The sequence below is a fragment of the Amycolatopsis sp. NPDC051102 genome (genome assembly GCF_040682815.1).
Lineage (GTDB): Bacteria > Actinomycetota > Actinomycetes > Mycobacteriales > Pseudonocardiaceae > Amycolatopsis.
The window spans coordinates 678697-702435 of the sequence record NZ_JBFBBT010000002.1 but is presented as its reverse complement, the minus strand read 5'-3'; the positions used below and the strand labels follow the sequence as shown (position 1 = coordinate 702435).

Genomic DNA, 23739 nt, shown 5'->3' with positions numbered 1-23739 from the left:
GACGAATTTGGTAACGCCCGATAGTGGCACTTGTGCGGAAATCGAGCGCAGCCGGTCAGTCCCGGGAACGCACAGCGTGGGAAAGCGCGCCCAGGCTGACGTCGATGATCGTGCGGAGCTGCTGCCGGCTGGCGCCGGCGCGGCTCATCACTGCCACTGACTGGTTCACCGCGGCGAGGTGGACGGCGAAGTCGTCGACGTCGGTACCCCGCAGGTTCGCCGCGGTCAGGGCGGTCCGCAGCCGTGCCTGCTGGGCGTCGAGCGCTTGGACCGCGCGCGCGGCGATGGCGGGGCTCAGGACCGGGATCGCCATCGCCGTCTGGGCGATGAGGCATCCGTCGGGCAGGGCCGGGTCGGCGATGCGCTGCAAGGTGACGTCGAAGAAGGCGCGCACGGCCCTCAGCGGCTCGGCCGACGCGTCCGAGAGGGCCTGGTCGTACCGGTCGCCGTACCGCGTGGCGTAGCGGTCCAGGCAACGCAGGTACAGCGAGTCCTTGTCGCCGAGCGAGGAGTAGATCGAGCTGCGGTTCAGCCCGGTTGCCCGGGACAGGTCGTCCACCGACGTGGCGGCGTAGCCGGCCCGCCAGAACCGGACCATCGCCGCGTCGAGCGCGACCTCCATGTCGAACTGCTTCCGGCCGGCCATTCGCAGCTCCTTCGTTCTTCCGGTGACCTTGGTCATCCTATCTTGAACCGAACAGTCCAAGATGAGCTAGCCTCGGGCCATGGACGACACCGCCACCTCAGCGACCAGCCGGCTGCCGATCTCCCGGGTGCCGCTGCCCGACCTGGCAGGCTTCACCCACCGCTGGATCGAGGGGGACGGCGTCCGGCTGCACGCCGTGGAGGGTGGGCGGGCGGCTGGGCCCGTTGTCGTCCTGCTCGCCGGCTTCCGCAGACCTGGTGGGCGTGGCGCAAGGTGATGCCGCTCCTGGCCCAGCGAGCCCGGGTCATCGCGCTCGACCTGCCCGGGCAAGGTCACTCCGACCGTCCGCACGGCAGCTACGACACGCACACCGTCGCGGCCCGCGCCCAGGCCGCGGTGACCGGGCTCGACGTGGCGAAGTACTGGCTCGTCGCCCACGACGTCGGCGCCTGGGTGGCCTTCTCGCTGGCCCTGAACCACGAACAGCGGCTGCACGGTGTCGCGCTGCTGGACGCCGGCATCCCCGGGATCACCCTTCCGGACTCCGTCCCCACGGACCCCGCCCGGGCGTGGAAAACCTGGCACTTCGCGTTCCACACCGTGCCCGGCCTCCCCGAGGTCCTGCTCACCGGCCGCGAGCGTGCCTACGTGGAGTGGTTCCTGAAGGCCAAAGCACTGTCTCCGGACACGTTCGAACCGGCTGAGATCGACCACTACGCCGCCGCCATCGCGGCCGACGGCGGGTTGCGCGCGTCTCTGGCCTACTACCGCGACGCGGCGGAATCGGGCCGCAAGAATCACGATGTGCTCAGCCGGCGGCTCCTGACCCTTCCGGTCCTCGGGATTTCGAGTTCCCACGGCTCGATCCCGGACATGGCCGCGTCCTTGAGCCCGTGGGCGGCCGACACGCGCGGTGCCGTCATTCCCGGTGCCGGGCACTTCATTCCCGACGAGCGGCCCGGCGCGGTCGCCGAGGCGTTGACCGCGTTCATCGGGCACGGATGAACGCCGCTGCCGCCGGACGGCCGTACGCGCGCAGATCGTGCCCACTTCCCGCTCAGCTGGTCGGCGATGCCTGCCGAGCCGTCGTTCCGGGGGAAACACGATCGCCGCGGCGGCGTTGTCCCGGCTGCCTGCTCTTTCGGCGCCGGCGAGCGATGGGCGGGTTTGCTCGGCCGGAGTGGCGGACCAAACCGGCACTCCGCGAATGCGGACAGGGGACCTGGTCGGTGACGCCGTCGCTGCAGAGTCACCCGGCTGTGCGTCGTGCCGCCGGTGGCCTGGCGGAAGATCGTCCTCACCGGGCTCGCCGAGTTCCTGCCCAGCGAGCCGTGGCGACGGCGCGGCCTGCCGATCCGGGCTCGCGCTGGCAGACTGACCGGCATGGGCGACCGCGTCGAGCAGCCGGCCTGGGGGATCACGATGCCGCCTGCGGGCACCACCTCCGGGGTGCAGGTGGTGATGTCCGGCGCCCTCGGCCCGGCGGCCCACACGCGCATGCGCGACACCTTGCGGGTGGCCCTGCTGACGGCCCTGTCTCCGGAACCGAGTTCGCTGAGTGTCCTGCTGACGGCGGTGACCTCGTGTGACGGGGTGCTGCCGGAGGAGCTTCACGAGCTCGCGGCCACTTGCGCGCGGGAGAACGTCCCCCTGCGCATCGACGTTTCCCCCGCTCTGCTGCCTCAGCTGGGCAGCACCGAGCTGGCGCCGTTCTTGCGCCTGTCGGATTCGACGGCCGCCACTGAACCGGATCTTGCAGTCGTCCCGACGTGGATCGACCGGGCCACGCTGGTGATCGCCGTCGCCGGCGAACTCGACCTGGTGACGACGCCGCGGATGCGCGACGACATCGCGGTCATCTTGGCTGCCCGGCCCCTGCGGCTGGTGCTCGACGTGGTGGGCGTCAGCTTCCTGGCTTCGATCGGCGTGAACGAGATCGTCCGGCTGGCCCACGTCGCCGCCGACGACGCGATGACGCTGCACGTCGCGGCGGGGGAGCACAACCGCCGGACCTTCGAGCTGCTCGGGCTGGCCGACACCCTCCTGCGCGTCTTCGACACCCCCGCCCAGGCGTTGACGGCCTTCGGCGGCTGAAGCCGGCCCGGCGCAACGGGAAAGCCCTGAACCGCGGGCGTAAAGTTCGAAGCGTGCGAATCGGCGAACTGTCCAGGCGCACGGGCGTGAGCCCGCGCTCGTTGCGGTACTACGAGGAACAAGGGCTGCTGGCCAGCGTGCGCTCCGAGGCCGGGCAGCGTCACTACTCGGAGGTCGACGTCCAGCGGGTTTCGCTCATCCGGCGGCTGTTCGACGCGGGTTTGTCCAGCCGGGTGATCGCCACCGTGCTGCCGTGCGTGGACGTGCCCGGTGACCTCGGCATCGCCGAGGAGACGTTCGCGGCGATGACGCGCGAACGCGACCGGCTCGACGCCGACATCGCGCACCTGGTCGCGACCCGGGACGCACTCGACGTGCTGATCAAGGCCAACAGCCGGTACCGGGCGGAGCTGTCCACGGCCCCGGTGACGCGCTCGGCTTGACCGTGTGACCTGCGCCTCGGCCGCTTGCCCCTCACATCGGTGTCAGAGATGAGGATGGCGGCAGGGCCCGGAACGACCGGGCCGCGGGCGGAAGGCAGCGGAAAATGGGACAGGCGTGGGGTTTCGACGGGCACGGCGGCCCCGAGGTGCAGAAGTTCTTCGATCGTCCCGATCCCGCCCCCGGTCGCGGCGAGGTGCTGATCCGGGTCGACGTCGCCGGGGTGAATCCCCTCGACTACCTGCTGCGGTCGGGTCTGGTCCCCGGGTTCGACGGCGGGCGTCCGTTTCCCCGCGTGCTGGGCATGGAGGCGGCCGGAACGGTGCTCGCCCTGGGCGAGGACGTCGACGGCCTCGAGGTGGGTGACGCCGTCTTCGGCTTCGCCCTCACCGGCGGCGGTACCTACGCCGAGACGACGGTGCTGTCCGCACCGAACACCGCCCGGGTCCCGGCGGGCCTGTCCGCCACCGTGGCGGCGACGCTGCCGATCGCGGGGACGACCGCGGTGGACGTGCTCGACCAGCTCGGCCTCCCCGCAGGCGCCACGGTCCTGGTCAACGGCGTCGGCGGCGGCGTCGGCCTGGCCGTCGCCCAGCTGGCTGCCGGGCGCGGCCTGCGGGTGATCGGCATCGGGAGCACCGCCAAGCGCGAACACGCCGAGGCCGCCGGGGCGCGGTTCATCGACTACCGCGCCGGGGACGTCGTCACCGCGGCGCGCGAGCTGGTACCGGACGGCTTCGACGGGATCGTCGACCTGGTCGGCGGCACCTCCCTGCGGACGGTCGCCCCGCTGGCCCGGGAGTCCGGCAACGTCATCGCCGTGGGGGATATGTCGGTGACCGACCTCGGCGGGCGTTTCGTCGAGCGTCGCCTCGACCGGGAGAACCTGGAGCGGTCGGCCCGGCTGGCCTTGGCCGGTGTCCTGGCGCCGGTGATCACGGCGATCCACCCGCTTTCCGACGCCCCGGCCGCCGTCGCGGCCGTCGAGCACGGTCACACCTCGGGCAAGGTGGTCATCAAGGTGACCTGAGGACTGTCCGGTCGGATGCACGCAGTACCGCCTCCTAGCACTTAGTCATGACTTATGACTATCATGACTTTGTACCAACTGGCGGACTGAGGAGCTGACGATGTCGGTCATCGAGCTGACCACCTTCACCGTGCCCCCCGAGAACACCGAGGCCATGCTGGCGGCGCGCCCGGGCATGGTGGCCGCGTTCCGGAGGGACCGGCGCGGCTTCCTCGCCGCCCGGCTGGTCCGTCTCGACGAGCAGACCTGGCTGGACTTCGTCGAGTGGACCGACGACGCAGCGTGGGACGAGTCGAAGGTGAAGGGTGCGAACCTGCCGGAAATTGCGGCCTTTTTCGCGACGATCGGCTCTCTGGTCGGCGCCGAGCGCGGCGTGCGGTACGACGACGCCGAGGACGGCGGCAGGCGGGTTCGCACCGTCGCCTACGGTCCCGAGCCGTCGCAGGTGGGGGAGCTGTACCTGCCCGAGGGCGACGGCCCGTTCCCCGTCGTCGCGCTTGTCCACGGCGGCTACTGGACGGCCATGTGGGACCGCCGCCAGATCACCGATGTCGCCGACGACCTCGTCGCCCGCGGGTACGCGGTGTGGAACGTCGAGTACCGCCGGATCGGCGAGCCGGGTGGCGGCTGGCCCGGCACCTTCCTCGACGTCGCCGCCGCCGTCGACGCCCTCGACGGTCTGGATCCCGCGCTCGACCTCCGCCGGGTCGTGCTCCTCGGCCACTCCGCCGGCGGGCACCTGGCCACGTGGGCCGCCCACCGCGATGTCCTGCCGCCCGAGGCGCCCGGTGCGCGGCCGAAGGTCACGCCGATCGGTCTCATCACGCTGGCCGGCGCGCTTGACTTGCGAACGGCCGACGTCGAGGGCTTCGGGAAGGTCCTCGCCGACCCGGACGCCGAACCGCCGAAGGACGCGCCCGAGCCCGCCCGGCCCGACGCGTGGGCCGCCGTCGCGGAGGTCGTCGGCGACGGGATCCTGCCGTTGCTGCTGGGCGGGCACGCCGCCGACGTGCCCGAGCGCTACGCGTGGACGTCGCCGTTGGAGCTGTCGGGCGCCGGTGTCCCGGTCCTCGCGGTGCACGGCACCGCCGACGAAGCCGTGCCCGCCGAGTGGAGCCGGCGCTACGTCGAGAAGGTCGTCGCCGAGGGTGGTATCGCCCGCTACGTCGAGGTCGAGGGCGGTACCCACTTCGACGTCGTCCAGCCGGGTCACCCGGTGTGGACGGAGATCACCGGCTGGATCCATGACATCATCAGGGGGCCGGAGCAGGCGTGAACGAGGAGGTGCGGGCCATCAGCCGGGCGGAACGCAACGCGACGGATCCCGACCTGGGCGTCCTCGCGGGACGGCTGTTGTTCGCCGTGCAGCGGGAGCTGTTCTCGACACTCGCCGAGCGGGGCTTCGACGACCTGAAACCCCGCCACGGCGCAGTGCTGGCCTACCTCGACGAGGACGGGGTGCGAGCCACCGACCTGTCGCGGCTGTCCGGTCAGCACAAGCAGAACATCGGCATCCTCATCGACGAGCTGGAGTCACTCGGGTACGTCGAGCGGCGCCCCGATCCGAGCGACCGCCGGGCGAAGCTCATCTGTCCCACCGAACGCGGGATCGCTCAGATGCGAACGGCGGACGCGATCATGGCGGCCATCCAGCAGCGGCACATCGAACGCCTCGGCGGCGACGACTACGGGCGGTTCAAGCGCCAGCTCATCGACATCACCGAGCACCAGCGCGCCCACACCGATTCCCGCGGCGACGACTGAGCATCGATCTGGCCGGGTGCCGGTGGTCCTGCAGGGCCGAGGGGAGACGCCGAGTTCACGCGACCGGTGCCGATCCGGTTCTCGGCCGGTCACGCCGGCCGGCGGCGGCGACGGGTCGGGATCCGCCGCGCTTCGGTCGAGATCGACTTCGGCGGTCGCCCGGCCGGGGCGTCGGATTGCGGGAACCTCGCGCTTACCGTGTTTCCGGCTCGGCGCGTGAGGGCGCGCGCTGGGCGGGGCAGACGCCGGTGGCGAGCCACTTCTCCCGCAGACCGGCGGGGATGGTCAGGGCGGTCGGCTGTCCGTTGGTGAGGGTGCGGACGCTTCCGCCGAGCAGGAGGCTGCCCGCCTTGTCGAGCACCGCCGTGGCCGTCCGGCTGCGGTCCTCCGAACGTTCCAGCAGCCGCATCAAGCGCGTGCCGGCCCCGACCACGCGGCTCCAGCTGCGTGAGCGCGGCACCTCGAGCCAGTCCGCGACCTCCGGCGTGACGACCTGGCGGACCATCGCGGCGGCCACCCCGTCGAATGCCTTGCCGGGGATCATGGTCTCGTACAGCCGCAGCAGGTTGCGGGTGAGTTCGATGCCTTCGGGCGACGGCCCGTAGGTCGCTTCGACGACGTTCGCGTTCAGTTCCCGCGCCTCGGCCAGGGTTTCCGGCATGGCGTCGGCCGGAATGCCGAGCATCGCGCCTGTCACGCGCCAGACGTAGTAGTAGTCCTCCGCTTCGCGCTCGGTCACCGTGATGCCGATGCGGCGCATGCCGTCGAGGACCTGGACCGAGAAGATGAGCAGGGCACCCAGCATGTCCTGCTGGCACAGCGGAACGCCGTCCGCGGCCGGATCCCACTCGCCGGAGCGGGTGATGAAGTACCGGACGGCGGCGTGGATGAGACGCGTCTTCTGGATCGTGGGCACGAAGGCGCCGCCGGCACCGAACGGCGCGGGGCCCATCATGTTCAGCACGAACTGCGACGTCTCGGACAGCCGGCGGTGGGGCTGGTTCAGCCGGTGCGTGAGCGACAGCACCCGCGACGGCCGCGGCTGGGCGTAGCAGTTGACCATGGCCCCGAACGACAGCACCGACGCGACGTGCACACCGTCGTCGACGAAGAACTCGTACGCGCCCGCGACCCGGTCGAGGTCCGCCCACTCCGGCGGGACGTCCGTGACGACGAGGTAGCGCCGCACCGACTCCGGGAGATCCGCGGGGACGGGCTGGTCGTTGTCGCGGAAATGCGCCAGGACTTCGTTGACCACGCCGGTCTTCCCGCTGCGCACCAGATCCGCGATCACGGCGTCGGCGAGCGGATCACCGCGGAACTTGAGCTCTTCGAAGGCGGGCAATCCGGCCGTCGGGGCATTTCGGGTTTCCGGCACCCGGTGATCTTCGGCCGGGAGAAAAGGCCACGGCTAGCGCCATCCGGGGGCTTCCGGACCACGAACCAGTGACGGCCGCGGTCACCTTGCGTCGATTAACCCGGACGTGGCGGAATTCGGTCACCCGGTGGCACTTTCCCCCCGGGTTCTCCTCGAACGAGGTACGCGAGAGAAAGCGTTCGGTCGATCGACGACGCAGCTCGACGCGCGTTATATCTGGTGAGCGCACTCCGCAGAAGGGACTTCACCGTGGCCGGTTCGACGGTTCTGCTGGCGTTGGACGACGTCCCGGCGGGGTCGGTGCTCGACTCCCAGCTGGCGCGGATCTGCGAGCACCTGGCCGCGGACGGGCACGACGTCCTGCGGGCCGGTACCGATGCCGACGCGCTCGCCCTGGTGCAGAGCCGGGCGGATCTCACCGCCGCACTGGTGAGCTGGGACGCCCGCGACGGCGACCGGGACGCGTCGGCCGAAGCCGTGCTGAAAGCGCTGGTGGGCCGGTTCACCCGGCTCCCGGTCTTCCTGGTGACCACTTCGGCTTCGGTGGACGACCTGCCGTTGTGGATTTCGGAAGTGATCTGCGGCTACGTGTGGCTGATGGAGGACACGCCGGGGTTCATCGCCGGCCGGATCGGCGTGGCGGCCCGCCGGTACCGCGACGAAATCCTGCCGCCGTTCTTCCGCGAGCTCCGGCGGTTCGACGACACCCACGAATACTCCTGGCACACCCCGGCCCACGCGGGCGGCGTGGCGTTCCTGAAATCCCCGGTCGGGCGGGCGTTGTTCGACTACTACGGCGAGCGGTTGTTCCGCACCGACCTCTCGATTTCCGTCGCCGAGCTGGGTTCGCTGTTCGAGCACAGCGGCCCGATCGGCGACGCGGAGCGCAACGCCGCGCGCATTTTCGGTGCCGACCTGACGTATTTCGTGCTGCACGGCGATTCCACCGGTGACCGGATCGCCCTGCACGCCAGTATCGCGACCGACGAACTGGTTCTCGTCGACCGCAACTGCCACAAGGCGATCTACCACGGGCTGACGCTGACCGGGGGCCGCCCGGTCTACCTCGTGCCGACGCGCAACGGCTACGGGCTGATGGGCCCGATCCCGCCCGCCGCGCTCGGCCGTGACGCGGTTGCCGAGCTCGTGCCGGGCAGCCCGCTCGCGGCCGGAGCCGCCGCACCGGACCCGGTGTACGCGGTGATCACCAACTCGACCTACGACGGCCTGTGCTACGACGCGGTCCGCGTCGCCGAGCTGCTGGGGGCCAGCGTGCCGCGGCTGCACCTGGACGAAGCGTGGTTCGCCTACGCCCGGTTCCACCCGATCTACGCCCGCCGGTACGGGATGGCTGTCGACTCCGCCGCGGTGCCTGACGCGATCCGGCCCACGGTGTTCAGCACCCAGTCGACCCACAAGCTGCTCGCGGCGATGTCGCAGAGCGCGATGCTGCACGTCAAGAACTCGCCGCGGTCGCCGGTCGAGCACCGGCAGTTCAACGAGACGTTCATGATGCACGCCACCACGTCGCCGCTGTACCCGATGATCGCCGGGCTCGACGTCGCCGCCGGCATGATGGACGGGCCGGGCGGGCGGTGGCTGGTCGACGAGGCCGTCACCGAAGCCATCCGGTTCCGGCAGGCCGTGGCCCGCATCGGCCGCCGCATCGCCGCCGCCGGCGACCGGCCCGCCTGGTTCTTCGGCACCTGGCAACCCGAGGAGGTCGGTGACCCGGCGACCGGGCAGCGATACCCGTTCGCGGACGCCCCGCTGGATCTGCTGCGCAGCGAACCCGCCTGCTGGAGCCTCGAACCCGGTGCGGCCTGGCACGGTTTCCCCGATCTGGAGGAGGGGTACTGCCTGCTCGACCCGGTCAAGGTCAGCGTCACCTGCCCGGGCACCGACGCCCGCGGCGTCGCGGCGGAGCAGGGCATCCCGGCGCGGCTCCTCACCGCCTACCTCGAGACGCGGCGCATCGTCGTCGAGAAGACCGACGCCTACACCTGCTTGATCCTCTTCTCCATGGGCATCACCAAGGGCAAGTGGGGCACCCTCGTCGACGGGCTCCTGGACTTCAAGACGCTGTACGACACCGGTGCGCGCCTCGCCGACGTCCTGCCCGCGCTGGTCGAAGAACACCCCAGCCGCTACGGCGGTCTCTCACTGCGGGACCTGTGCGACCAGATGCACGGACAGCTCCGCAAGAGTGACCTCATCCCGCTGCTCGACGCGGCGTTCACGCACCCGCCGCGGCCCGAGCTGACCCCGGCCCAGACCTACCAGCGGTTGCTGCGCGGCGGCACCGAACCCGTCCGCCTCGCCGAACTCGCCGGCCGGACGGTCGCCACCCAGGTCGTCACCACCCCTCCCGGCATCCCGGTCCTCATGCCCGGCGAGAACGCCGGTGGCCACGAGGAGCCCACTTTGCGCTATCTGCGCGCCCTCGAAGATTTCGACCGGCACTTCCCCGGCTTCCCGAGCGAAACCCACGGCGTCACCAGAGACGGCGGCGGCGACTACTGGATCACCTGCCTCCGCGCCGGGTGCGCCTGACGTCCTCCGCGTGACCCGCCCGAGCCTGCGGTTTTCTCGCCTCCGGAGGGGATCACGGTAGGGTGACCCCCTGGATTCGCCGGGTCGTGGGGGGCCGTATGTCGGATGTGGGTGAGCCGGGCGCGGGCACCTGGTCGAGTCTGTCGGGATCGGCCGCCGATGTCGTGCAGGCGCGGGACATCAGTGGCGGGGTGCACTTCCACCAGGCCGAGCGGCCCAGCGCCCAGGTGCCACGGCAGCTGCCGGTGGACGTGCGGGGGTTCGTCAACCGGGTCGTCGAGCTGGAGCGGCTGGACCGCTGGCTGGCGGACGAGGCCGAGGCGGACGCGGGCACGGTCGCGGTGATCGCCGGCACGGCGGGGGTGGGCAAGACGGCGCTGGCGGTCCGCTGGGCGCACCGAGCCAGGGACCGGTTCCCTGATGGACAGTTGTACGTGAACCTGCGCGGCTACGACCCCGGCGCACCGCTGACCGCGGACGACGCGCTGGACCACTTCCTGCGGGCGCTCGAGGTACCCGCGAGCAGGATTCCGGCCGACGTCCAGGCCAGGGCCGGGTTGTACCGCTCGCTGGTCGCCGACAAGCGGATACTGGTCGTCCTGGACAACGCCGCGACCGTCGGGCAGGTCCGGCCGCTGCTGCCGGGCGCGGCGGGCTGCCTCGTCCTGGTCACCAGCCGCAGCCGCCTGCCGGGCCTGGTGGCGCGCGAGGGCGCGCGACGGGTGGCCGTGGAGATGCTTTCCGACACGGAGTCCGTCGCGCTGTTGCGCGAGGTCACCGCCGACTACCGGACCGCGGACGACCCCGGCGAGCTGGCCGAGCTGGCCAGGCTGTGCGCGCGGCTGCCACTGGCGCTGCGCGTCGCCGCCGAGCGGGCCGCCGGCCGGCCGGGAATGCCGCTGGCCGACCTGATCCAAGACCTCCGCGACGAGTCCTCCCTGTGGGACGCATTGTCCACAGAGGACGATGACGAGGCCGATGCGGTCCGCGCCGTGTTCGCCTGGTCCTATCGTGCCCTGTCACCGGATGCCGCACGCGCCTTCCGCCTGCTGGGCCTGCACCCCGGGGCCGAGTTCAGCCTGGACGCCGCGGCCGCGCTGACCGACTCCACCCCACGCGACACCCGGCGTCTGCTGGACACGCTGGCCGGGGCGCACCTGCTGGAGGACATGGGATCGCGCCGGTACCAGTTCCACGACCTGATGCGCGCCTACGCCGCCGACCAGGCGCACCAGGAGGAATCACCGGACGAGCAACGCGCCGCCCTGCGCCGCGTGCTTGAGTGGTACCTGCGCACCTCGGTCGCCGCCGTCGACGCCATCGGATTCGGTGGACGCGCTTTCCCGCTCTCGGTGGGCCCGTTCGGCGATGACATCCCGCAAACCGGCGTCATCGACCACCGCGATGCGGTGCAGTGGTACGAGCGGGAACGCGGGAACCTCATGGCGGCCACCCGAACGGCCGCGGAGGCCGGCCTGGACCGGATCGCGTGGCAGATCCCCGCGGTGCTGATGGAAATCAACGGAAGCCGCGATCCGCTGGGCGGCTGGCTGGAGGCCGACCGCATCGCCCTCGACGCCGCCCGGCGCTCCGGCGATCGCCGGGGTGAGGCGGTCATCCACTGGAGCCTTGGCGTACGACACCGGCTCGGCCAGCACCTTCGGGACGCCAAGGACCACTACGAGGCCGCACGGGTGCTGTTCGACGGCTTGGGGGACCCGCTGGGTGTCGCCTATGCGCTGAACGGCCTCGGACTCACGTCCATGCGGGATCGCCGGCTTCGTGAGGCGCGGGGCGAATTCGAGCGGGCATTGACCATCGCCCAAGACCAGGAAGCCCGCTTCCTCGTCGCTGTCCTCCTGCGCAACCTCGGATGCGTCGACGACGACCTCGGTCACCTCGACGAGGCCGAACGCGAGCTCCGGCAGGCGATAGCCACCTACCGGGAGCTCGGGGAGGAGACCGAGGAGTCGTTCTGCCTGCCCGAACTGGCCGAGGTCCTGATCGAGCAGCGCCGGCCGGCCGAAGCCCGTGACTCGCTCGACCGTGCCTTGGCGCAGGCCCATGCGCACGACAACGCGCTGGTGGAGGGCCTCGCGCTCCTCCGGCAGGGCCGGCTGGAGCTGGCGGAGGGATCCCCGGAAGACGCGCTGACGTCCAGCCAGCACGCCGCGGTCCTGCTGCACCAGTTCGGCTACCAAGGCTACGAAGCTGAGGCGTGGCATGTCACGGGGGAGGCGTACCGGCAGCTGGGACGCCTGGATGACGCCGCCGGCTTTTTCCGGCGGTCCGCGGAAGTCCACCGCGAGTGCGGCGATCGATGGCACCTGGCGGTCACGCTCGACAGCCTCGCGACGACACTCGGTCTGCTCGGGAAACCGGACCACGCACGGCAGGCTTGGCGCGAGGCCCAGCCCCTGCTCACGGACGTCGACGATCCACGGGCGGCCCGGCTGCGCGCCCGCGTTGAGCAGCGGTTGTCGTCGGGTTGACCTGTCGATCACGGTCAACGCCGGGGTGAACCAGGTGGCGAAGCCGGGGTCCCGGCGATCCGGCCGGGCAGCCGCGCGGCCAGGTACTTGATCAGCTCGCTGATCCGCCGGGGCACGTGGACGTCGTCCGAACGGAGTGCGTAGATGTCGGCCGGTGGCGTCGGCACGTCGGGCAGGACGCGCACCAGGGCGCCGCTTTCGAGGTGGGAGCGGATCTGCCATTCGGAGCGCATGATGACCCCGTAGCCCTGCAGCGCCCAGCCGGTCACCACGTCTCCGTCGTTGCTCGACAGGCGGCCGCGCACGCGCACCTGACGCGGGTTGCGGGCGTCTCCGAAGCGCCACAGGGCGAAGTCGCCGTCGTTTTCGCGGAGCACGATGCAGTCGTGGCCGGCCAGGTCCTCGATCCGCTCGGGCAGCCCTCGCTGCTCCACATAGGACGGTGCGGCGCACGGCACCCGCCGGTTCTTCGCCAGCCGGCGCATCCGCAGCGAGGAGTCCGGTGGCGTTCCGACGTGGACGGCCAGGTCGAACTCGCGCCGGTGCGGCCGCAGGGGGAGCGCGGACGTGCGGAGCTGGACGCTCACCTGGGGATGCGCGGCGGTGAACTCCCCGAGCAGCGGGGCGACGTGCGCGCGGCCGAGGCCGAGCGTGGCCTGGACCACGATCGATCCCCGCAGGTCGCCGGAGCGGGGGGTGACCAGGTCCTCCAGCTCGTGCACCTGGTCGAGGATCGTCTCCAGGCGGGCGGCGAACAGTTCGCCCTCGGAGGTCAGCGTGAGCCGCCGGGTGCCGCGGTGCACCAGGCGGGCGTCGAGCCGGCGTTCCAGTGCGCTGAGGCGCTTGCTGACCACCGGGAGCGAGCACTGCAGCTCGCGCGCGGCTGCCGTCAGCGTCTCGCTGGCCGCGACGACGTGGAAGAAGCGGAGGTCGTCGATCGAAGTGGTCACCCTTTCCATGAGCGAAAGGATAGGTTGCCTCGGCCGCTCTTGTCGTGGGGCGCACCGCCGATCAGGGTGGAAGCGCGTGCCGACCCGATCGACAGGAGCAGCTCGTGTCCCAGCGTTACCGCATCGCCGTCATCCCCGGCGACGGCATCGGCCGCGAGGTCGTCCCGGAAGGGCTGCGGTGCCTGCAGGCCGCCGCCGAAGCCCACGGGTTCGAACTCGAGACCGTCCACTACGGATTCGCCTGCGCCGAGTACTGGGTGCGGCACGGCGAGATGCTGCCGCCGGACTGGAAGGAGGTGCTCGGCGGCTTCGACGCGATCTTCTTCGGCGCGGTCGGGTGGCCCGAGGTGGTGCCCGACCACGTTTCGCTGTGGGGGAGCCTCCTGCAGGTCCGGCGGGGTTTCGACCAGTACGTCAACTTGCGGCCGGTCCGGCTGCTGCGCGGGGTCCGCAGCCCGCTGCGTGATCACGAGCCCGGCGACATCGACTTCCTGGTCGTCCGCGAGAACACCGAAGGCGAGTATTCGAGCATCGGCGGCCGGATCTTCGAGGGCACCGACCGCGAAACGGTGCTGCAGGAGACCGTGCTGACCCGGATCGGCGTGGACCGGGTGCTGCGCCACGCCTTCGAGCTCGCCGCCGCCCGCCCTCGCAAGCACCTGACGTGGGCGACCAAGAGCAACGGCATCGCCGTCTCCATGCCGTACTGGGACGAACGCGCCGAACTGATGGCCGAGCAGTACCCGGAAGTGGCCGCGGACAAGGACCACATCGACATCCTCGCGGCCAAGTTCGTGCTCCAGCCGCAGCGGTACGACGTCGTCGTCGCCAGCAACCTCTTCGGCGACATCCTCTCCGACCTCGGACCGGCCTGCGCCGGGACGATCGGGATCGCCCCGAGCGCCAACATCAACCCGGACCGGACGTGGCCGAGCCTGTTCGAGCCGGTCCACGGCTCGGCCCCGGACATCGCCGGGCGCGGGATCGCCAACCCCGTCGGGCAGATCTGGAGCGGCGCCATGATGCTCGACCACCTGGGCGAGACCGCCGCGGCCGCGGCCGTCCTGGCCGCGATCGAGAACGTGCTCGCCGAACAGCCGGACGTGCTCACGCCCGACCTCGGCGGCTCAGGCACGACCGAGGGCCTGGGCACGGCGATCGCCGCCGAGATCGCGCACCGGAAGGTGGTGGCGTCATGACGCCCGCGTTCGACCCGGTCGGCCTCGAGGTCCAGTGGGACCGGCTCGCGTCCGCGACCGACGAGGCCGCGTCGACCATGCTGCGCACGGCCTTCTCGACCATCATCCGCGAATCCAACGACTACACCGTCGTCCTGATGGACCGCCGCGGGCGCACGATGGCGGAGTCACGGGCCGGCATCCCCGGCTTCGCGGCCCTGATGAGCTCGCTGACCGGGCTGGTCCTGGAGCGGTTCCCGGCGGACGACTGGCAGGACGGCGACGTCGTGATCACCAACGACCCCTGGATCGCCACCGGGCACCTGCCGGACATCGCCATGATCACTTCGGTCTTCCACCGGGGCACCCTCGTCGCCTTCGCCGGGACTGCCGCCCACTCGCCGGACATCGGCGGGACGCCGGCGCTGGGCGCCACCGACCTGATTTCCGAGGGCGTCCTCATCCCGCCGCTGCGGCTGTACCGGGCCGGCCGGGTCGAGCCGGGGGTCAAGGATCTCCTGCTGGCCAACGTCCGCCTCCCCGAACCGTTGTGGGGTGACCTGGAGGCGCAGGCCGCGGCGCACGCGGTGTGCCGGCGGCGCGCGCAGGAGTTCCTCGACGACTTCGGCGAGCCGGATTTCGAGGCGTTCGCCGCCGAGGTGCACGCGCTGGCCGAGACCGCGATGCGGACGGCCGTGCGCGAGCTGCCGGACGGCGTGTACCGGGCGGGCGTCGACGCCGACGGTGTCGAGGGACACCCGACCCACATCGAGTGCGCGGTCACGGTCCGCGGTGACCGGATCGGGATCGACTACGGCGGAACCTCGGCGCAGGTGCCGTTCCCGGTCAACTCCACCCTGAACTACACGCGCGCCTACTCGATGTACCCGCTGAAGATCCTGCTCGACCCGGCCACGCGGACGAACTGGGGTTCCTACCGGGCGATCAGCGTGACGGCGCCGGAGGGCACGATCGTCAACCCGGTGTTCCCCGCGCCCGTAGTCGCGCGGCACCTGACCGGGCACCTGCTGTCGTGCGCGATCTACCGGGCGCTCGCGCCGGTGCTGCCCGGCCGGGTCATCGCCGACAGCGGGGGAGCGCCGGCGCTGCGGGTCCGGTTCGCCGGCGTCGACGAGGCCGGCCGTCCCTTCGCGCAGATGCTCTTCGCCAACGCCGGAATGGGCGCGTCCCGGGAGAAGGACGGCTTGTCCACGACCGCTTTCCCGACGAACTCCGGCAGCGGCAGCATCGAGGCCTTCGAGGTCGCGTCCCCGCTCCGGTTCGTGCGCAAGGAACTCCGGCCGGGCTCCGGTGGCCGAGGCCGGCGCCGCGGCGGGCTGGGGCAGGACGTCGAGGTGCACAACCCGACCCGCCGCCCGGTCCAGCTGGTGGTGCTCGGCGACCGCGAACGCCACCCGGCGCTCGGGCTCGCCGGAGGGGAGCCGGGGGCCGCGGCGCGGGCGGTGCTCGACACCGGGAAAAGCGTGCCGCTGAAGTCGGTTTCGCAGCTGGCGCCCGGTGCGTCGATCGTCATCTCGTTCCCCGGCGGGGGCGGGTTCGGCGCACCGGAGGACCGTGAGCCGGACCTGGTCCTGGCCGACGAACTCGGCGGGTACGTCCGATGAGCCGCACCGTCCGGATCGGCGTGGACGTCGGCGGCACGTTCACCGATCTGCTGCTCCACGACCCGGTCCGCGGCCTGACCCGGCCGGGCAAACTGCCCACCACGCCGCACGCCCCCCACGAGGCCATCACCGCGGGCATCGCGCGGCTGCTGGCGGAGACCGCCACCCCGGCCCGTGACGTCGCCGGGGTCGTGCACGGCACGACGCTGGTGACCAACACGCTGCTGGAGCGCACCGGCGCGGTGGTGGGGCTGCTCACCACGGAGGGGTTCCGCGACGTCCTGGAGATGGCGCGGGAGATCAGGTTCGACACGACCGACCTGCTGGCCCGGCCGGCGCGCCCGCTGGTTCCCCGGCACCTGTGCCGCGGCGTGCGGGGCCGCATCGCCGCCGACGGCACCGAGCTGGCGCCGCTGGACGAGACCGGCGTGCTCGCGCAGGCGGCCTACCTGGTGGAACAGGGCGTCGAGGCGGTGGCGGTGGCCCTGCTGCACGCCTACCGCGACGACCGGCACGAACGGCGGGTGCGGGAGCTGCTCGCGCAGGCCTGCCCCGGGCTGCCGGTCACCCTCTCCAGCGAGGTCGCGCCCGTCGTCGGCGAGTACGAGCGGGCGAGCACGGCCTGCCTCAACGCCTACGTGCAGCCGTCGATGACGCGCTACCTCGACAGCCTGCGCGACGACCTGCTCGCCATGGGCATCGAGGCGCCCCTGCACGTCATGCTCTCCGGGGGCGGGATCACGACCTCGGCCGACGCGAAGGAGTTTCCCTTCCGGCTGCTCGAATCGGGCCCGGCGGCGGGAACGATCGCCGCGGCCGCCGTGGCCCGGCGGCTGGGCGAACCGGACGTCCTTTCGTTCGACATGGGCGGCACCACGGCCAAGATCGCCGTGGTGAGCGCGGGCGGTCCGCGTCGACGGCACGACTTCGAGGCGGGCCGCGTCGACAAGTTCAAGCCGGGTTCGGGGCTGCCGGTCCGGCTGACGGTCGTCGACATGATCGAGATCGGCTCCGGCGGCGGGTCGATCGCCGCCCCGGACTCGCTGGGACTGCTCAAGGTCGGCCCGCGCAGCGCCGGCTCCGTCCCGGGGCCCGTCGCCTACGGCCGCGGCGGGGAGCGGCCGACCGTCACGGACGCGGACCTCGTGCTCGGTCACCTCGACCCGGCCGGCTTCCTCGGCGGAGAGATGCGGCTGCGGACGGCCGAGGCCCGCAAGGCGCTGAACCGGGAGGTGGCCGAGCCGCTCGGCCTCGACCCGGACGGTGCAGCCGCGGGCATCGTCGAGGTCGCGACGGCGGGCATGGCAGCCGCGGCTCGGATGCACCTGTCCGAGCAGGGCCGGGATCCCGCCGGCTTCGCGCTCGTGGCGTTCGGCGGCGCGGGCCCGGTGCACGCCTACGGCCTGGCGAAGCAGCTGAAGATCACCCGGATCATCGTGCCGATGCGCGCCGGTGTCCTGTCCGCATACGGGTTTCTCGTCGCCCCGCCGACGGTGGACCAGGTGCGCAGCCTGCCGTCGGCGCTCACCGAGGTCGACTGGGAGCGCGTCACCGCCCTCTACGACGAGATGGCCGCACGCGCCACCGCGGTCTTGGCTCCGGCTGGCACGGAGGAGGTGCGGATGCGACAGTCGGCCGACCTGCGCTACCAGGGCCAGGGCGCCGCGATCGAGGTCGAACTCCCCGACGCGGCGGACGCCGACGTGCTTCAGGGCGCCTTCGAAGAGGCGTACCGCGTGACGTTCGGGCGCTCCCTCGACGGACCTGCGGAGGTCGTCAACTGGCGGCTCTCGGCCCACCTGCCCGGCCACGACATCCCGCTGGGGTGCGAGCCCGCCGACGGCGATCCGCGCCGCGGGGTCCGCGACGTCCGGTTCCCCGGCCACGGCCGGCTCGAGGCCACGGTATGGGACCGCTCCCGGTTGCGACCCGAAACGGAGCTCACGGGCCCGGCGGTGTTCGAAGAACGCGAGTCCTCGTGCGCGTTCGGACCGGAGTGCCGGATCCGCGTCGACCGTGACCTGACGCTCCTCGTCGACGTCGGGCCGTGACTCAAGCCGGGGCGACGGCGGCCGGCGCGGCGAGCAGGTCTCCCAGCCCGCCCCGGGCGTCCTCGATGACGAGCGCCTCGGCCACCGCGGGGTCGCCGGCCCGCAACGCCCGGACGAGCGCGCGGTGGCTGCCGTAGCGATCGAGGCCGAACCGGTCGTTCTCGGCGATGCGTTCGATCAGCCGGGCCCGCCGTTCCGGCCAGGAGAACACCCGCGTCTGGCCGAGCAGGCGCACCAGGACCGGGTTGTGGGCGCACGACTCGACGCCCTCGTTGAAGCGCTGCATGGCGTCCAGCAGCCGGTCCAGGTGCCGGGAGATGTCCTGCCCCGCCTGCTGCCGTTGCTCGATGACGATCAGCAGGTCGTCGGCTTCGTCGAGCACGGCGTCGAGGTGGTCCAGCTGGGCGGCGGTCGCGTGCCGCGCGGCGAAGCGGGCCACCATCCCGCGCAGGGCCACCTCCACCTCGGCGAGGTCCTGGATCGCGGTGTCCCCGAACGCGGCGACCTGGACGGTCCGCGGCCCGGTCCGTTCGAGGAGACCGTCCTGTTCGAGGCGGCGGATGGCCTCTCGCACCGGCGTCGGGCTCACCGACAGCCGCTCGGCGAGCCCGCGCTCGGTGACCTTCTGCCCCGGCCGCAGCTCGCCGGTGGTGACCGCGTCGCGGATGGCGCGGTACGCGCGGTCGGCCAGCGTGTCGGCCGTCAGGCCCTTCAAGGTCTCACTTGCCATGGCGTCACTCTATCTGCCATGGCAACGTCGGTAAGAAACACTTGACGTTCTTGCTATAGCAAAAGTAGCTTGGCGGCATGACGACGACGTCGAGCACACAACGCGTGCGGACAGGGCGGATCACGTTCTTCGTGGCCCTGGCGGTCTTCGCGCAGGAGTCGACGTGGAACCTCTACGACTCGCAGGTTCCGCCGCTGCTCCGCGAACACATCGGCAGCGCCGCGCTGATCGGTCTCCTGATGGGGATGGACAACGTGCTCGGCATCTTCATCCAGCCGTGGATGGGCAACCGGTCGGACCGCACGCGCACCTCGTGGGGCCGGCGCATGCCCTACCTCCTCGTCGGGATGCCGGTGGCCGCGCTGCTGTTCCTGCTGATCCCGCACGCCGCGGCGTCGCTGCCGCTGCTGATCCTGACGATGTTCGGCTACGCGCTGGTCGCGAACTCGTTCAAGCCGATCGCCGAGTCCCTGCTCCCGGACTTCGTCCCGCCCGAGCGGCGCAGCCGGGCCAACGCCGTCGTCAAGATCGCGGCCAGCCTCACCGTGATGGTCGCGGCGCTGATCAGCATCTTCCTGATCGACACGTATCCGAAGCTGTCGTTCGCGATCCCCGCGATCCTGATGGTGGTGTCCTTGATCGTGCTGGCCGCGAACGTGCGGGACAGCCGGTCGCCTGCCTACCAGGTCGCCCTCGACGAAGAACGCGAACGGGCCGCACCCGCCGCACGGGTGCGGGACACCGTGCTCGACATCGTGCGGGACGCCGACCACAGCCGGCTGCTGCTCATCGCGTCCATCCTGCTGTTCGGCGGCGCGTGGGCTGCTTCGCGGGCGCTCATCACGCCCTACGGCATGGAGGTGCTGGGCCTGTCCCGCGGCGAAGCGGGCGGGCTGACGCTGCCCAGCGGCGTGGCCTTCATCGTGGCCGCCTATCCGGTGGCGAGGCTCGCCGAACGCTTCGGCCGGCTGCGCGTGATGACCGTCGGGATGACGATCTTCGTGGCCGGCATGGTGCTCGGCACCGTGGTCCGGACGCCCACCGGGGTCGTCACCGGCCTCTGCGTGGCGTCCGCGGGGGCGTCGGCGTTCCTGGTCAACGCGGTCGTCGTGCTGTGGAACCTCGCCCCGTCCGACCGCGTGGTCGGGACCTACACCGGGCTCTACACCGTGGGCTGGGTGAGCGGCGGCTTCCTCGGCCCGGCCGTGGTCGGCGGCCTGGTCGACCTCACGGGCTGGTCCCTGCTGCTGCTCCACGTCGCGATCGTCGCGCTGCTCGCCGTGCTGGCGGTCGCGCGCGTCAGTGCCCTGCAGCGCCGGTCGTCCGCCGGGCGGGCACTGTGAACGAACGCGTGCTGATCACCACGGACTATCTGCGTCCCGGTGACGACGTCGACCTGTTCTTGAAAAGCTCCGGCCTGGAGACCGTGCACTTGCCGATGGCGGGCCGTCGCGACCCTCGCGAACTCGCGGCCGCTCTCCACGGGATCGACGCGGCGCTGGTGGCCAACGAGCCACTGACGGCGGATGTCCTTGCCCGGGCGCCAAAGCTGCGCGTCATCGTGCGCACCGGCGTGGGCTACGACTCGATCGACGTCGCCGCCGCGCGCCGGCTCGGGATCTCCGTGAGCAACCTGCCCGGCGTCAACGCCAACGCCGTGGCCGAGTACACCCTCGGCCTGCTGCTCGCGGGCGCCCGGCGGCTCGTCCAGTCCGCCCACGGCGTGGCCGCGGGGAACTGGCCCCGCGAGGACGGCCGGGAACTGCGCGGCTCGACGCTCGGGCTCATCGGCTACGGCGCAGTGGCGCGCGCCGTGGTGCCGTTGGCCCGCGCGTTCGGCATGAACGTCGTCTGCACGACGAACGTCCCGGCGGAGCTGCGGGATCCCGGGGTCCGGTTCACCGGGCTGCCCGAGCTGCTGTCCACTTCGGACTACGTCTCGGTGCACACCGCGCTCACCGACCGGACCCGGGGACTGCTGGACGCGGTGGCCTTCAAACAGATGAAGCCGGCAGCGCTGCTGATCAACACGGCCCGTGGCGCGATCGTCGACGAAGACGCGCTCGTCGCGGCCGTGCGGTCGGGCGAGATCGCGGGCGCGGCGCTCGACGTCGTCGCCGAGGAGCCGCTGCCGTCCGACAGCCCGTTGCGCGGACTGGCCGGGATCGTCGTCTATTCCCACCTGGCCGGGCAGACGGCCGAAGCCCGCCGGGCCGCCGGCCTGCGCGGCGCGGAGGAACTGGTCGCCGCCCTTGCGGGCCGGGCGCAGTTCATGGTGAACCGAGAGAAATGAGGGACATGGACAACGTGCGCGTGCTGGCCCCGAGCGGGATGCTCGGCGCCGGCTGGGACCACGCGACCGTCGAGCGCGGCATCGCACTGGGCGCCGACGTCATCAGCATCGACGGCGGCTCGACGGATTCGGGCCCGTACTACCTCGGGTCCGCGACGGCCAAGACGACCGCCAAGGCCGTGGCCCGCGATCTGCGCAGCCTGTTCACGGCCGCCGCGGGCGCGGGCATCCCGGTGATCGTGGGCTCCTGCGGCACCAGCGGGACCGACCGCGGCGTCGACTGGATCGCCGGGATCGCCGCCGGCGTGCTGGCCGAAGAAGGCCTGGACCTGAAGGTGGCGCGGATCTACAGCGAGCAGAACGCGGCCGAGCTGAAGGAACACCTCGACGCGGGCCGCGTGCATCCCTTGCCCCCGTTGGGAGAGCTGACCGCCGAGACGCTCGAGAGCTGCACGCACATCGTCGGCGCGATGGGGCACGAACCGATCGTCGCGGCGCTGCGCGCCGGAGCCCAGGTCGTGCTCGCCGGCCGCGCCACCGACACCGCGGTGGCGGCCGCGTACCCGCTGATGAAGGGCATGCCCGCCGGGCCCACCTGGCACGCCGCGAAGATCGTCGAATGCGGCGGCCAGTGCACGAGCAACCCGCGCGCGGGCGGGGTTCTCGCCACCATCGACGCGGACGGCTTCACCATCGAGCCGCTCGACCCCGAGGTGGCGTGCACGCCGATCTCGGTGGCCGCCCACATGCTCTACGAGTCCGCGGACCCGTTCGAGATGCGGGAGCCCGCCGGCACCCTCGACGTCCGGGACGCGCGGTACACCGCGCTCGACGACCGGATCGTCCGCGTCGAGGGGTCGCGATTCCACATTGCCGATCAGCACACGATCAAGCTGGAAGGCGCCCGCATCACCGGCTACGAGACCGTGTCGTTCTCGGCCATCCGGGACCCGCTCATCCTCGCCGACATCGACGCGTGGGCGCAGCTGATGCGCACGATGATCACGCAGCGGGTGGGGCAGACGCTCGGGCTGGCGGACGACGAGTACGCCTTCGATCTCCGCCTCTACGGCCACAACGCGGTGCTGGACGACCTCGAGCCCGAGAGCGGGCCGCCGCGCGAGGTCGGCGTGATGCTGCTCGTCAACGCGCCCGACCAGGCGACGGCCACGGCGGTCGCCAAGGTCGCCAACCCGCTCATGCTGCACCTGCCGACGCCGGGGATGAACTACCTGCCGAGTCTCGCGTTCCCGTTCTCTCCCGCGGAGGTCGAGCGCGGCGCGGCGTACGAGTTCGTGCTGAACCACGTCGTGGACTGCGATCCCGCCGAGCTGTTCCGAACCGAGCTGGGGGAGAAAACCCATGCCTGAAACGACTCTGGCGGATCTGGCCCACGAAGTCCGCTCCAAGAACGCGGGCCCGTTCTGGGTGACGATGGAACTGTTCATGCGCGACACCGAGGGCTACCGGCTCGCCGCGGACGAATCCTTCCTCAACGAGAGCGTGATCGCGCAGCTCTACCGCGTCGAGGAGAAGGCGGTCCGGCTGTTCCGGATCCCGTCGCTCAACGTCGTCAAGATCTCCTTCCCCCGCCCGGTCGGCCAGGGGTCGCTGCGGGACCGCGACATCCACGCGGGCCAGCACCACGTTCCCCTCGCCCGCATGCCGGTCCCGTCGTCGACCCGCCCCTTGGAGGAAAGCCCGTGATCCGTGTCGAAGACCTGCCGGTGGCGCACCCCGGCCGCCGTCTGCTCACCAAGCGCACCCCGTTCTTCGTCGCACCGGACGAGCCGCGCTGCAGTTACTGCGCTTACATCCCCACGAGCTGGACCCCGGACGCCGAACTGCCCGTCCTGGTGGCCGTGCACGGGACCGGCCGCAGCGTCGGGGAGCTGCGCGAGGGGCTCATCCCCTTCGCCGAACAGCACCACGTCATCGTCGTGCTCCCGCTGTTCCCGGTCGGCATCGACGATCCCGACGACGTGCACGGCTACAAGCTCGTCGACGCCCACGGGATCCGGTTCGACCGGGTGCTGCTCGGCATCCTCGAGCAGGTCCGGTTCCGGTGGAACGCGCGGGTCGGCAAGGTGTTGCTGTCCGGGCACTCCGGCGGCGGCCAGTTCGCCCACCGCTTCCTGTACCTGCACCCGGACCGGGTCGCCGCGGTCGCGGTCGGCGCACCCGGCGGCGTGACCTTGCTCGACGACTCGCTCGCCTGGCCGGAAGGCATCGGCGACACCCGGCAGCGGTTCGGGATCACCGTGGACCCCGCCGCGGTCGCCCGGGTGCCGGTGCTGCTCGTCATCGGCGGCGACGACGACGGCCGGGCCGACCTGGCCGTCATGGGCGACCACGGCCACAGCCGCCCGGAGCAGCTCGCCCGGCTGGCCGAAAGCCTGACCTGGCACGGCACCGCGGTCCGGCAGGTCGTGGTCCCCGGGGTGGGCCACAGCGCCGCGGGCACCCGGCCGCCGGTCGTCGAATTCTTCACCGGCTTGCTGCCCGGATGAGCCG

Annotated in this window: 21 protein-coding genes; 17 read left to right on the top strand and 4 right to left on the bottom strand. The window is 71.7% G+C overall.

Annotated elements, in window-relative coordinates:
- Positions 1-55: 55 nt before the first annotated feature.
- Positions 56-646, bottom strand: a complete 591-nt coding sequence (locus tag AB0M93_RS09175; RefSeq protein WP_364270076.1) for a TetR/AcrR family transcriptional regulator — start codon at positions 644-646, stop codon at positions 56-58.
- Positions 647-725: 79 nt separating this feature from the next.
- Between AB0M93_RS09175 and AB0M93_RS09170 the strand changes: the two genes are divergently transcribed.
- The 7 genes from AB0M93_RS09170 (at position 726) to AB0M93_RS09140 (ending at position 5975) form a co-directional block, all read left to right on the top strand.
- A complete protein-coding gene (locus AB0M93_RS09170) occupies positions 726-923 on the top strand; it encodes a hypothetical protein (RefSeq protein WP_364270074.1) in 198 nt (65 codons plus the stop codon).
- On the top strand, positions 923-1651 hold the full coding sequence (locus tag AB0M93_RS09165) for an alpha/beta fold hydrolase (RefSeq protein WP_364270072.1): 729 nt from the start codon (positions 923-925) through the stop codon (positions 1649-1651). Before AB0M93_RS09170 ends, AB0M93_RS09165 begins: the two co-directional genes overlap by 1 nt.
- A gap of 270 nt (positions 1652-1921) precedes the next feature.
- On the top strand, positions 1922-2740 hold the full coding sequence (locus AB0M93_RS09160) for an STAS domain-containing protein (RefSeq protein WP_364270070.1): 819 nt from the start codon (positions 1922-1924) through the stop codon (positions 2738-2740).
- Positions 2741-2793: 53 nt separating this feature from the next.
- On the top strand, positions 2794-3183 hold the full coding sequence (locus AB0M93_RS09155) for a MerR family transcriptional regulator (protein ID WP_364270068.1): 390 nt from the start codon (positions 2794-2796) through the stop codon (positions 3181-3183).
- A gap of 104 nt (positions 3184-3287) precedes the next feature.
- A complete protein-coding gene (locus tag AB0M93_RS09150) occupies positions 3288-4211 on the top strand; it encodes an NADP-dependent oxidoreductase (RefSeq protein ID WP_364270066.1) in 924 nt (307 codons plus the stop codon).
- Positions 4212-4311: 100 nt separating this feature from the next.
- Positions 4312-5487 carry an alpha/beta hydrolase fold domain-containing protein gene (locus AB0M93_RS09145; protein ID WP_364270064.1) on the top strand — a complete coding sequence of 392 codons (1176 nt, stop codon included), beginning with the start codon at positions 4312-4314 and terminating at the stop codon, positions 5485-5487.
- Entirely contained in the window at positions 5484-5975 is a 492-nt protein-coding gene (locus tag AB0M93_RS09140) for a MarR family winged helix-turn-helix transcriptional regulator (protein WP_364270062.1), read from the top strand. Before AB0M93_RS09145 ends, AB0M93_RS09140 begins: the two co-directional genes overlap by 4 nt.
- 193 nt (positions 5976-6168) lie before the next feature.
- Here AB0M93_RS09140 and AB0M93_RS09135 read toward each other — a convergent pair whose 3' ends face one another.
- Positions 6169-7353 carry an oxygenase MpaB family protein gene (locus AB0M93_RS09135; RefSeq protein WP_364270060.1) on the bottom strand — a complete coding sequence of 395 codons (1185 nt, stop codon included), beginning with the start codon at positions 7351-7353 and terminating at the stop codon, positions 6169-6171.
- A 249-nt stretch (positions 7354-7602) separates the two neighbouring features.
- Here AB0M93_RS09135 and AB0M93_RS09130 point away from each other — a divergent pair, with 249 nt between their 5' ends.
- Positions 7603-9906, top strand: coding sequence for an Orn/Lys/Arg decarboxylase N-terminal domain-containing protein (locus AB0M93_RS09130; protein WP_364270058.1), 2304 nt, complete (start codon positions 7603-7605; stop codon positions 9904-9906).
- 98 nt (positions 9907-10004) lie between these two features.
- Positions 10005-12398 carry a tetratricopeptide repeat protein gene (locus tag AB0M93_RS09125; protein WP_364270056.1) on the top strand — a complete coding sequence of 798 codons (2394 nt, stop codon included), beginning with the start codon at positions 10005-10007 and terminating at the stop codon, positions 12396-12398.
- A gap of 14 nt (positions 12399-12412) precedes the next feature.
- Here AB0M93_RS09125 and AB0M93_RS09120 read toward each other — a convergent pair whose 3' ends face one another.
- A complete protein-coding gene (locus tag AB0M93_RS09120) occupies positions 12413-13357 on the bottom strand; it encodes a LysR family transcriptional regulator (protein WP_364270054.1) in 945 nt (314 codons plus the stop codon).
- A 95-nt stretch (positions 13358-13452) separates the two neighbouring features.
- Here AB0M93_RS09120 and AB0M93_RS09115 point away from each other — a divergent pair, with 95 nt between their 5' ends.
- The 3 genes from AB0M93_RS09115 to AB0M93_RS09105 are packed head-to-tail and all read left to right on the top strand — an operon-like array spanning position 13453 to position 18202.
- Positions 13453-14547, top strand: a complete 1095-nt coding sequence (locus AB0M93_RS09115; RefSeq protein ID WP_364270052.1) for a tartrate dehydrogenase — start codon at positions 13453-13455, stop codon at positions 14545-14547.
- Complete coding sequence (locus tag AB0M93_RS09110; RefSeq protein ID WP_364270050.1) at positions 14544-16151, top strand: hydantoinase B/oxoprolinase family protein; 1608 nt, start codon at positions 14544-14546, stop codon at positions 16149-16151. The genes AB0M93_RS09115 and AB0M93_RS09110 overlap by 4 nt, the downstream gene beginning before the upstream one ends.
- Positions 16148-18202, top strand: coding sequence for a hydantoinase/oxoprolinase family protein (locus AB0M93_RS09105; RefSeq protein WP_364270048.1), 2055 nt, complete (start codon positions 16148-16150; stop codon positions 18200-18202). Before AB0M93_RS09110 ends, AB0M93_RS09105 begins: the two co-directional genes overlap by 4 nt.
- A gap of 1 nt (position 18203) precedes the next feature.
- Here AB0M93_RS09105 and AB0M93_RS09100 read toward each other — a convergent pair whose 3' ends face one another.
- Positions 18204-18932: a GntR family transcriptional regulator gene (locus tag AB0M93_RS09100; RefSeq protein ID WP_364270046.1), complete on the bottom strand. Its 729-nt coding sequence runs from the start codon at positions 18930-18932 to the stop codon at positions 18204-18206.
- Positions 18933-19009: 77 nt separating this feature from the next.
- Here AB0M93_RS09100 and AB0M93_RS09095 point away from each other — a divergent pair, with 77 nt between their 5' ends.
- Genes AB0M93_RS09095 through AB0M93_RS09075 form a run of 5 tightly spaced genes read left to right on the top strand, consistent with a single transcriptional unit; the run spans position 19010 to position 23735 of the window.
- Complete coding sequence (locus AB0M93_RS09095) at positions 19010-20275, top strand: MFS transporter (protein ID WP_364270044.1); 1266 nt, start codon at positions 19010-19012, stop codon at positions 20273-20275.
- A complete protein-coding gene (locus tag AB0M93_RS09090; RefSeq protein WP_364270042.1) occupies positions 20272-21225 on the top strand; it encodes a phosphoglycerate dehydrogenase in 954 nt (317 codons plus the stop codon). Before AB0M93_RS09095 ends, AB0M93_RS09090 begins: the two co-directional genes overlap by 4 nt.
- 5 nt (positions 21226-21230) lie before the next feature.
- Positions 21231-22595, top strand: a complete 1365-nt coding sequence (locus tag AB0M93_RS09085; RefSeq protein ID WP_364270040.1) for an acyclic terpene utilization AtuA family protein — start codon at positions 21231-21233, stop codon at positions 22593-22595.
- Positions 22588-22932 (top strand): DUF4387 domain-containing protein, encoded by a 345-nt coding sequence (locus AB0M93_RS09080; RefSeq protein WP_364270038.1) that lies wholly within the window; start codon positions 22588-22590, stop codon positions 22930-22932. Before AB0M93_RS09085 ends, AB0M93_RS09080 begins: the two co-directional genes overlap by 8 nt.
- Positions 22929-23735: an alpha/beta hydrolase gene (locus AB0M93_RS09075; RefSeq protein WP_364270036.1), complete on the top strand. Its 807-nt coding sequence runs from the start codon at positions 22929-22931 to the stop codon at positions 23733-23735. The genes AB0M93_RS09080 and AB0M93_RS09075 overlap by 4 nt, the downstream gene beginning before the upstream one ends.
- The last annotated feature ends 4 nt before the right edge of the window (positions 23736-23739 follow it).

Coding starts and splice junctions, on each gene's coding strand:
- AB0M93_RS09145 (WP_364270064.1), top strand. CDS start 4,312: ATGTCGGTCATCGAGCTGACCACCTTCACCGTGCCCCCCGAGAACACC.
- AB0M93_RS09080 (WP_364270038.1), top strand. CDS start 22,588: ATGCCTGAAACGACTCTGGCGGATCTGGCCCACGAAGTCCGCTCCAAG.
- AB0M93_RS09105 (WP_364270048.1), top strand. CDS start 16,148: ATGAGCCGCACCGTCCGGATCGGCGTGGACGTCGGCGGCACGTTCACC.
- AB0M93_RS09165 (WP_364270072.1), top strand. CDS start 923: ATGCCGCTCCTGGCCCAGCGAGCCCGGGTCATCGCGCTCGACCTGCCC.
- AB0M93_RS09150 (WP_364270066.1), top strand. CDS start 3,288: ATGGGACAGGCGTGGGGTTTCGACGGGCACGGCGGCCCCGAGGTGCAG.
- AB0M93_RS09125 (WP_364270056.1), top strand. CDS start 10,005: ATGTCGGATGTGGGTGAGCCGGGCGCGGGCACCTGGTCGAGTCTGTCG.
- AB0M93_RS09175 (WP_364270076.1), bottom strand. CDS start 646: ATGGCCGGCCGGAAGCAGTTCGACATGGAGGTCGCGCTCGACGCGGCG.
- AB0M93_RS09120 (WP_364270054.1), bottom strand. CDS start 13,357: ATGGAAAGGGTGACCACTTCGATCGACGACCTCCGCTTCTTCCACGTC.
- AB0M93_RS09170 (WP_364270074.1), top strand. CDS start 726: ATGGACGACACCGCCACCTCAGCGACCAGCCGGCTGCCGATCTCCCGG.
- AB0M93_RS09085 (WP_364270040.1), top strand. CDS start 21,231: ATGGACAACGTGCGCGTGCTGGCCCCGAGCGGGATGCTCGGCGCCGGC.
- AB0M93_RS09110 (WP_364270050.1), top strand. CDS start 14,544: ATGACGCCCGCGTTCGACCCGGTCGGCCTCGAGGTCCAGTGGGACCGG.
- AB0M93_RS09100 (WP_364270046.1), bottom strand. CDS start 18,932: ATGGCAAGTGAGACCTTGAAGGGCCTGACGGCCGACACGCTGGCCGAC.
- AB0M93_RS09095 (WP_364270044.1), top strand. CDS start 19,010: ATGACGACGACGTCGAGCACACAACGCGTGCGGACAGGGCGGATCACG.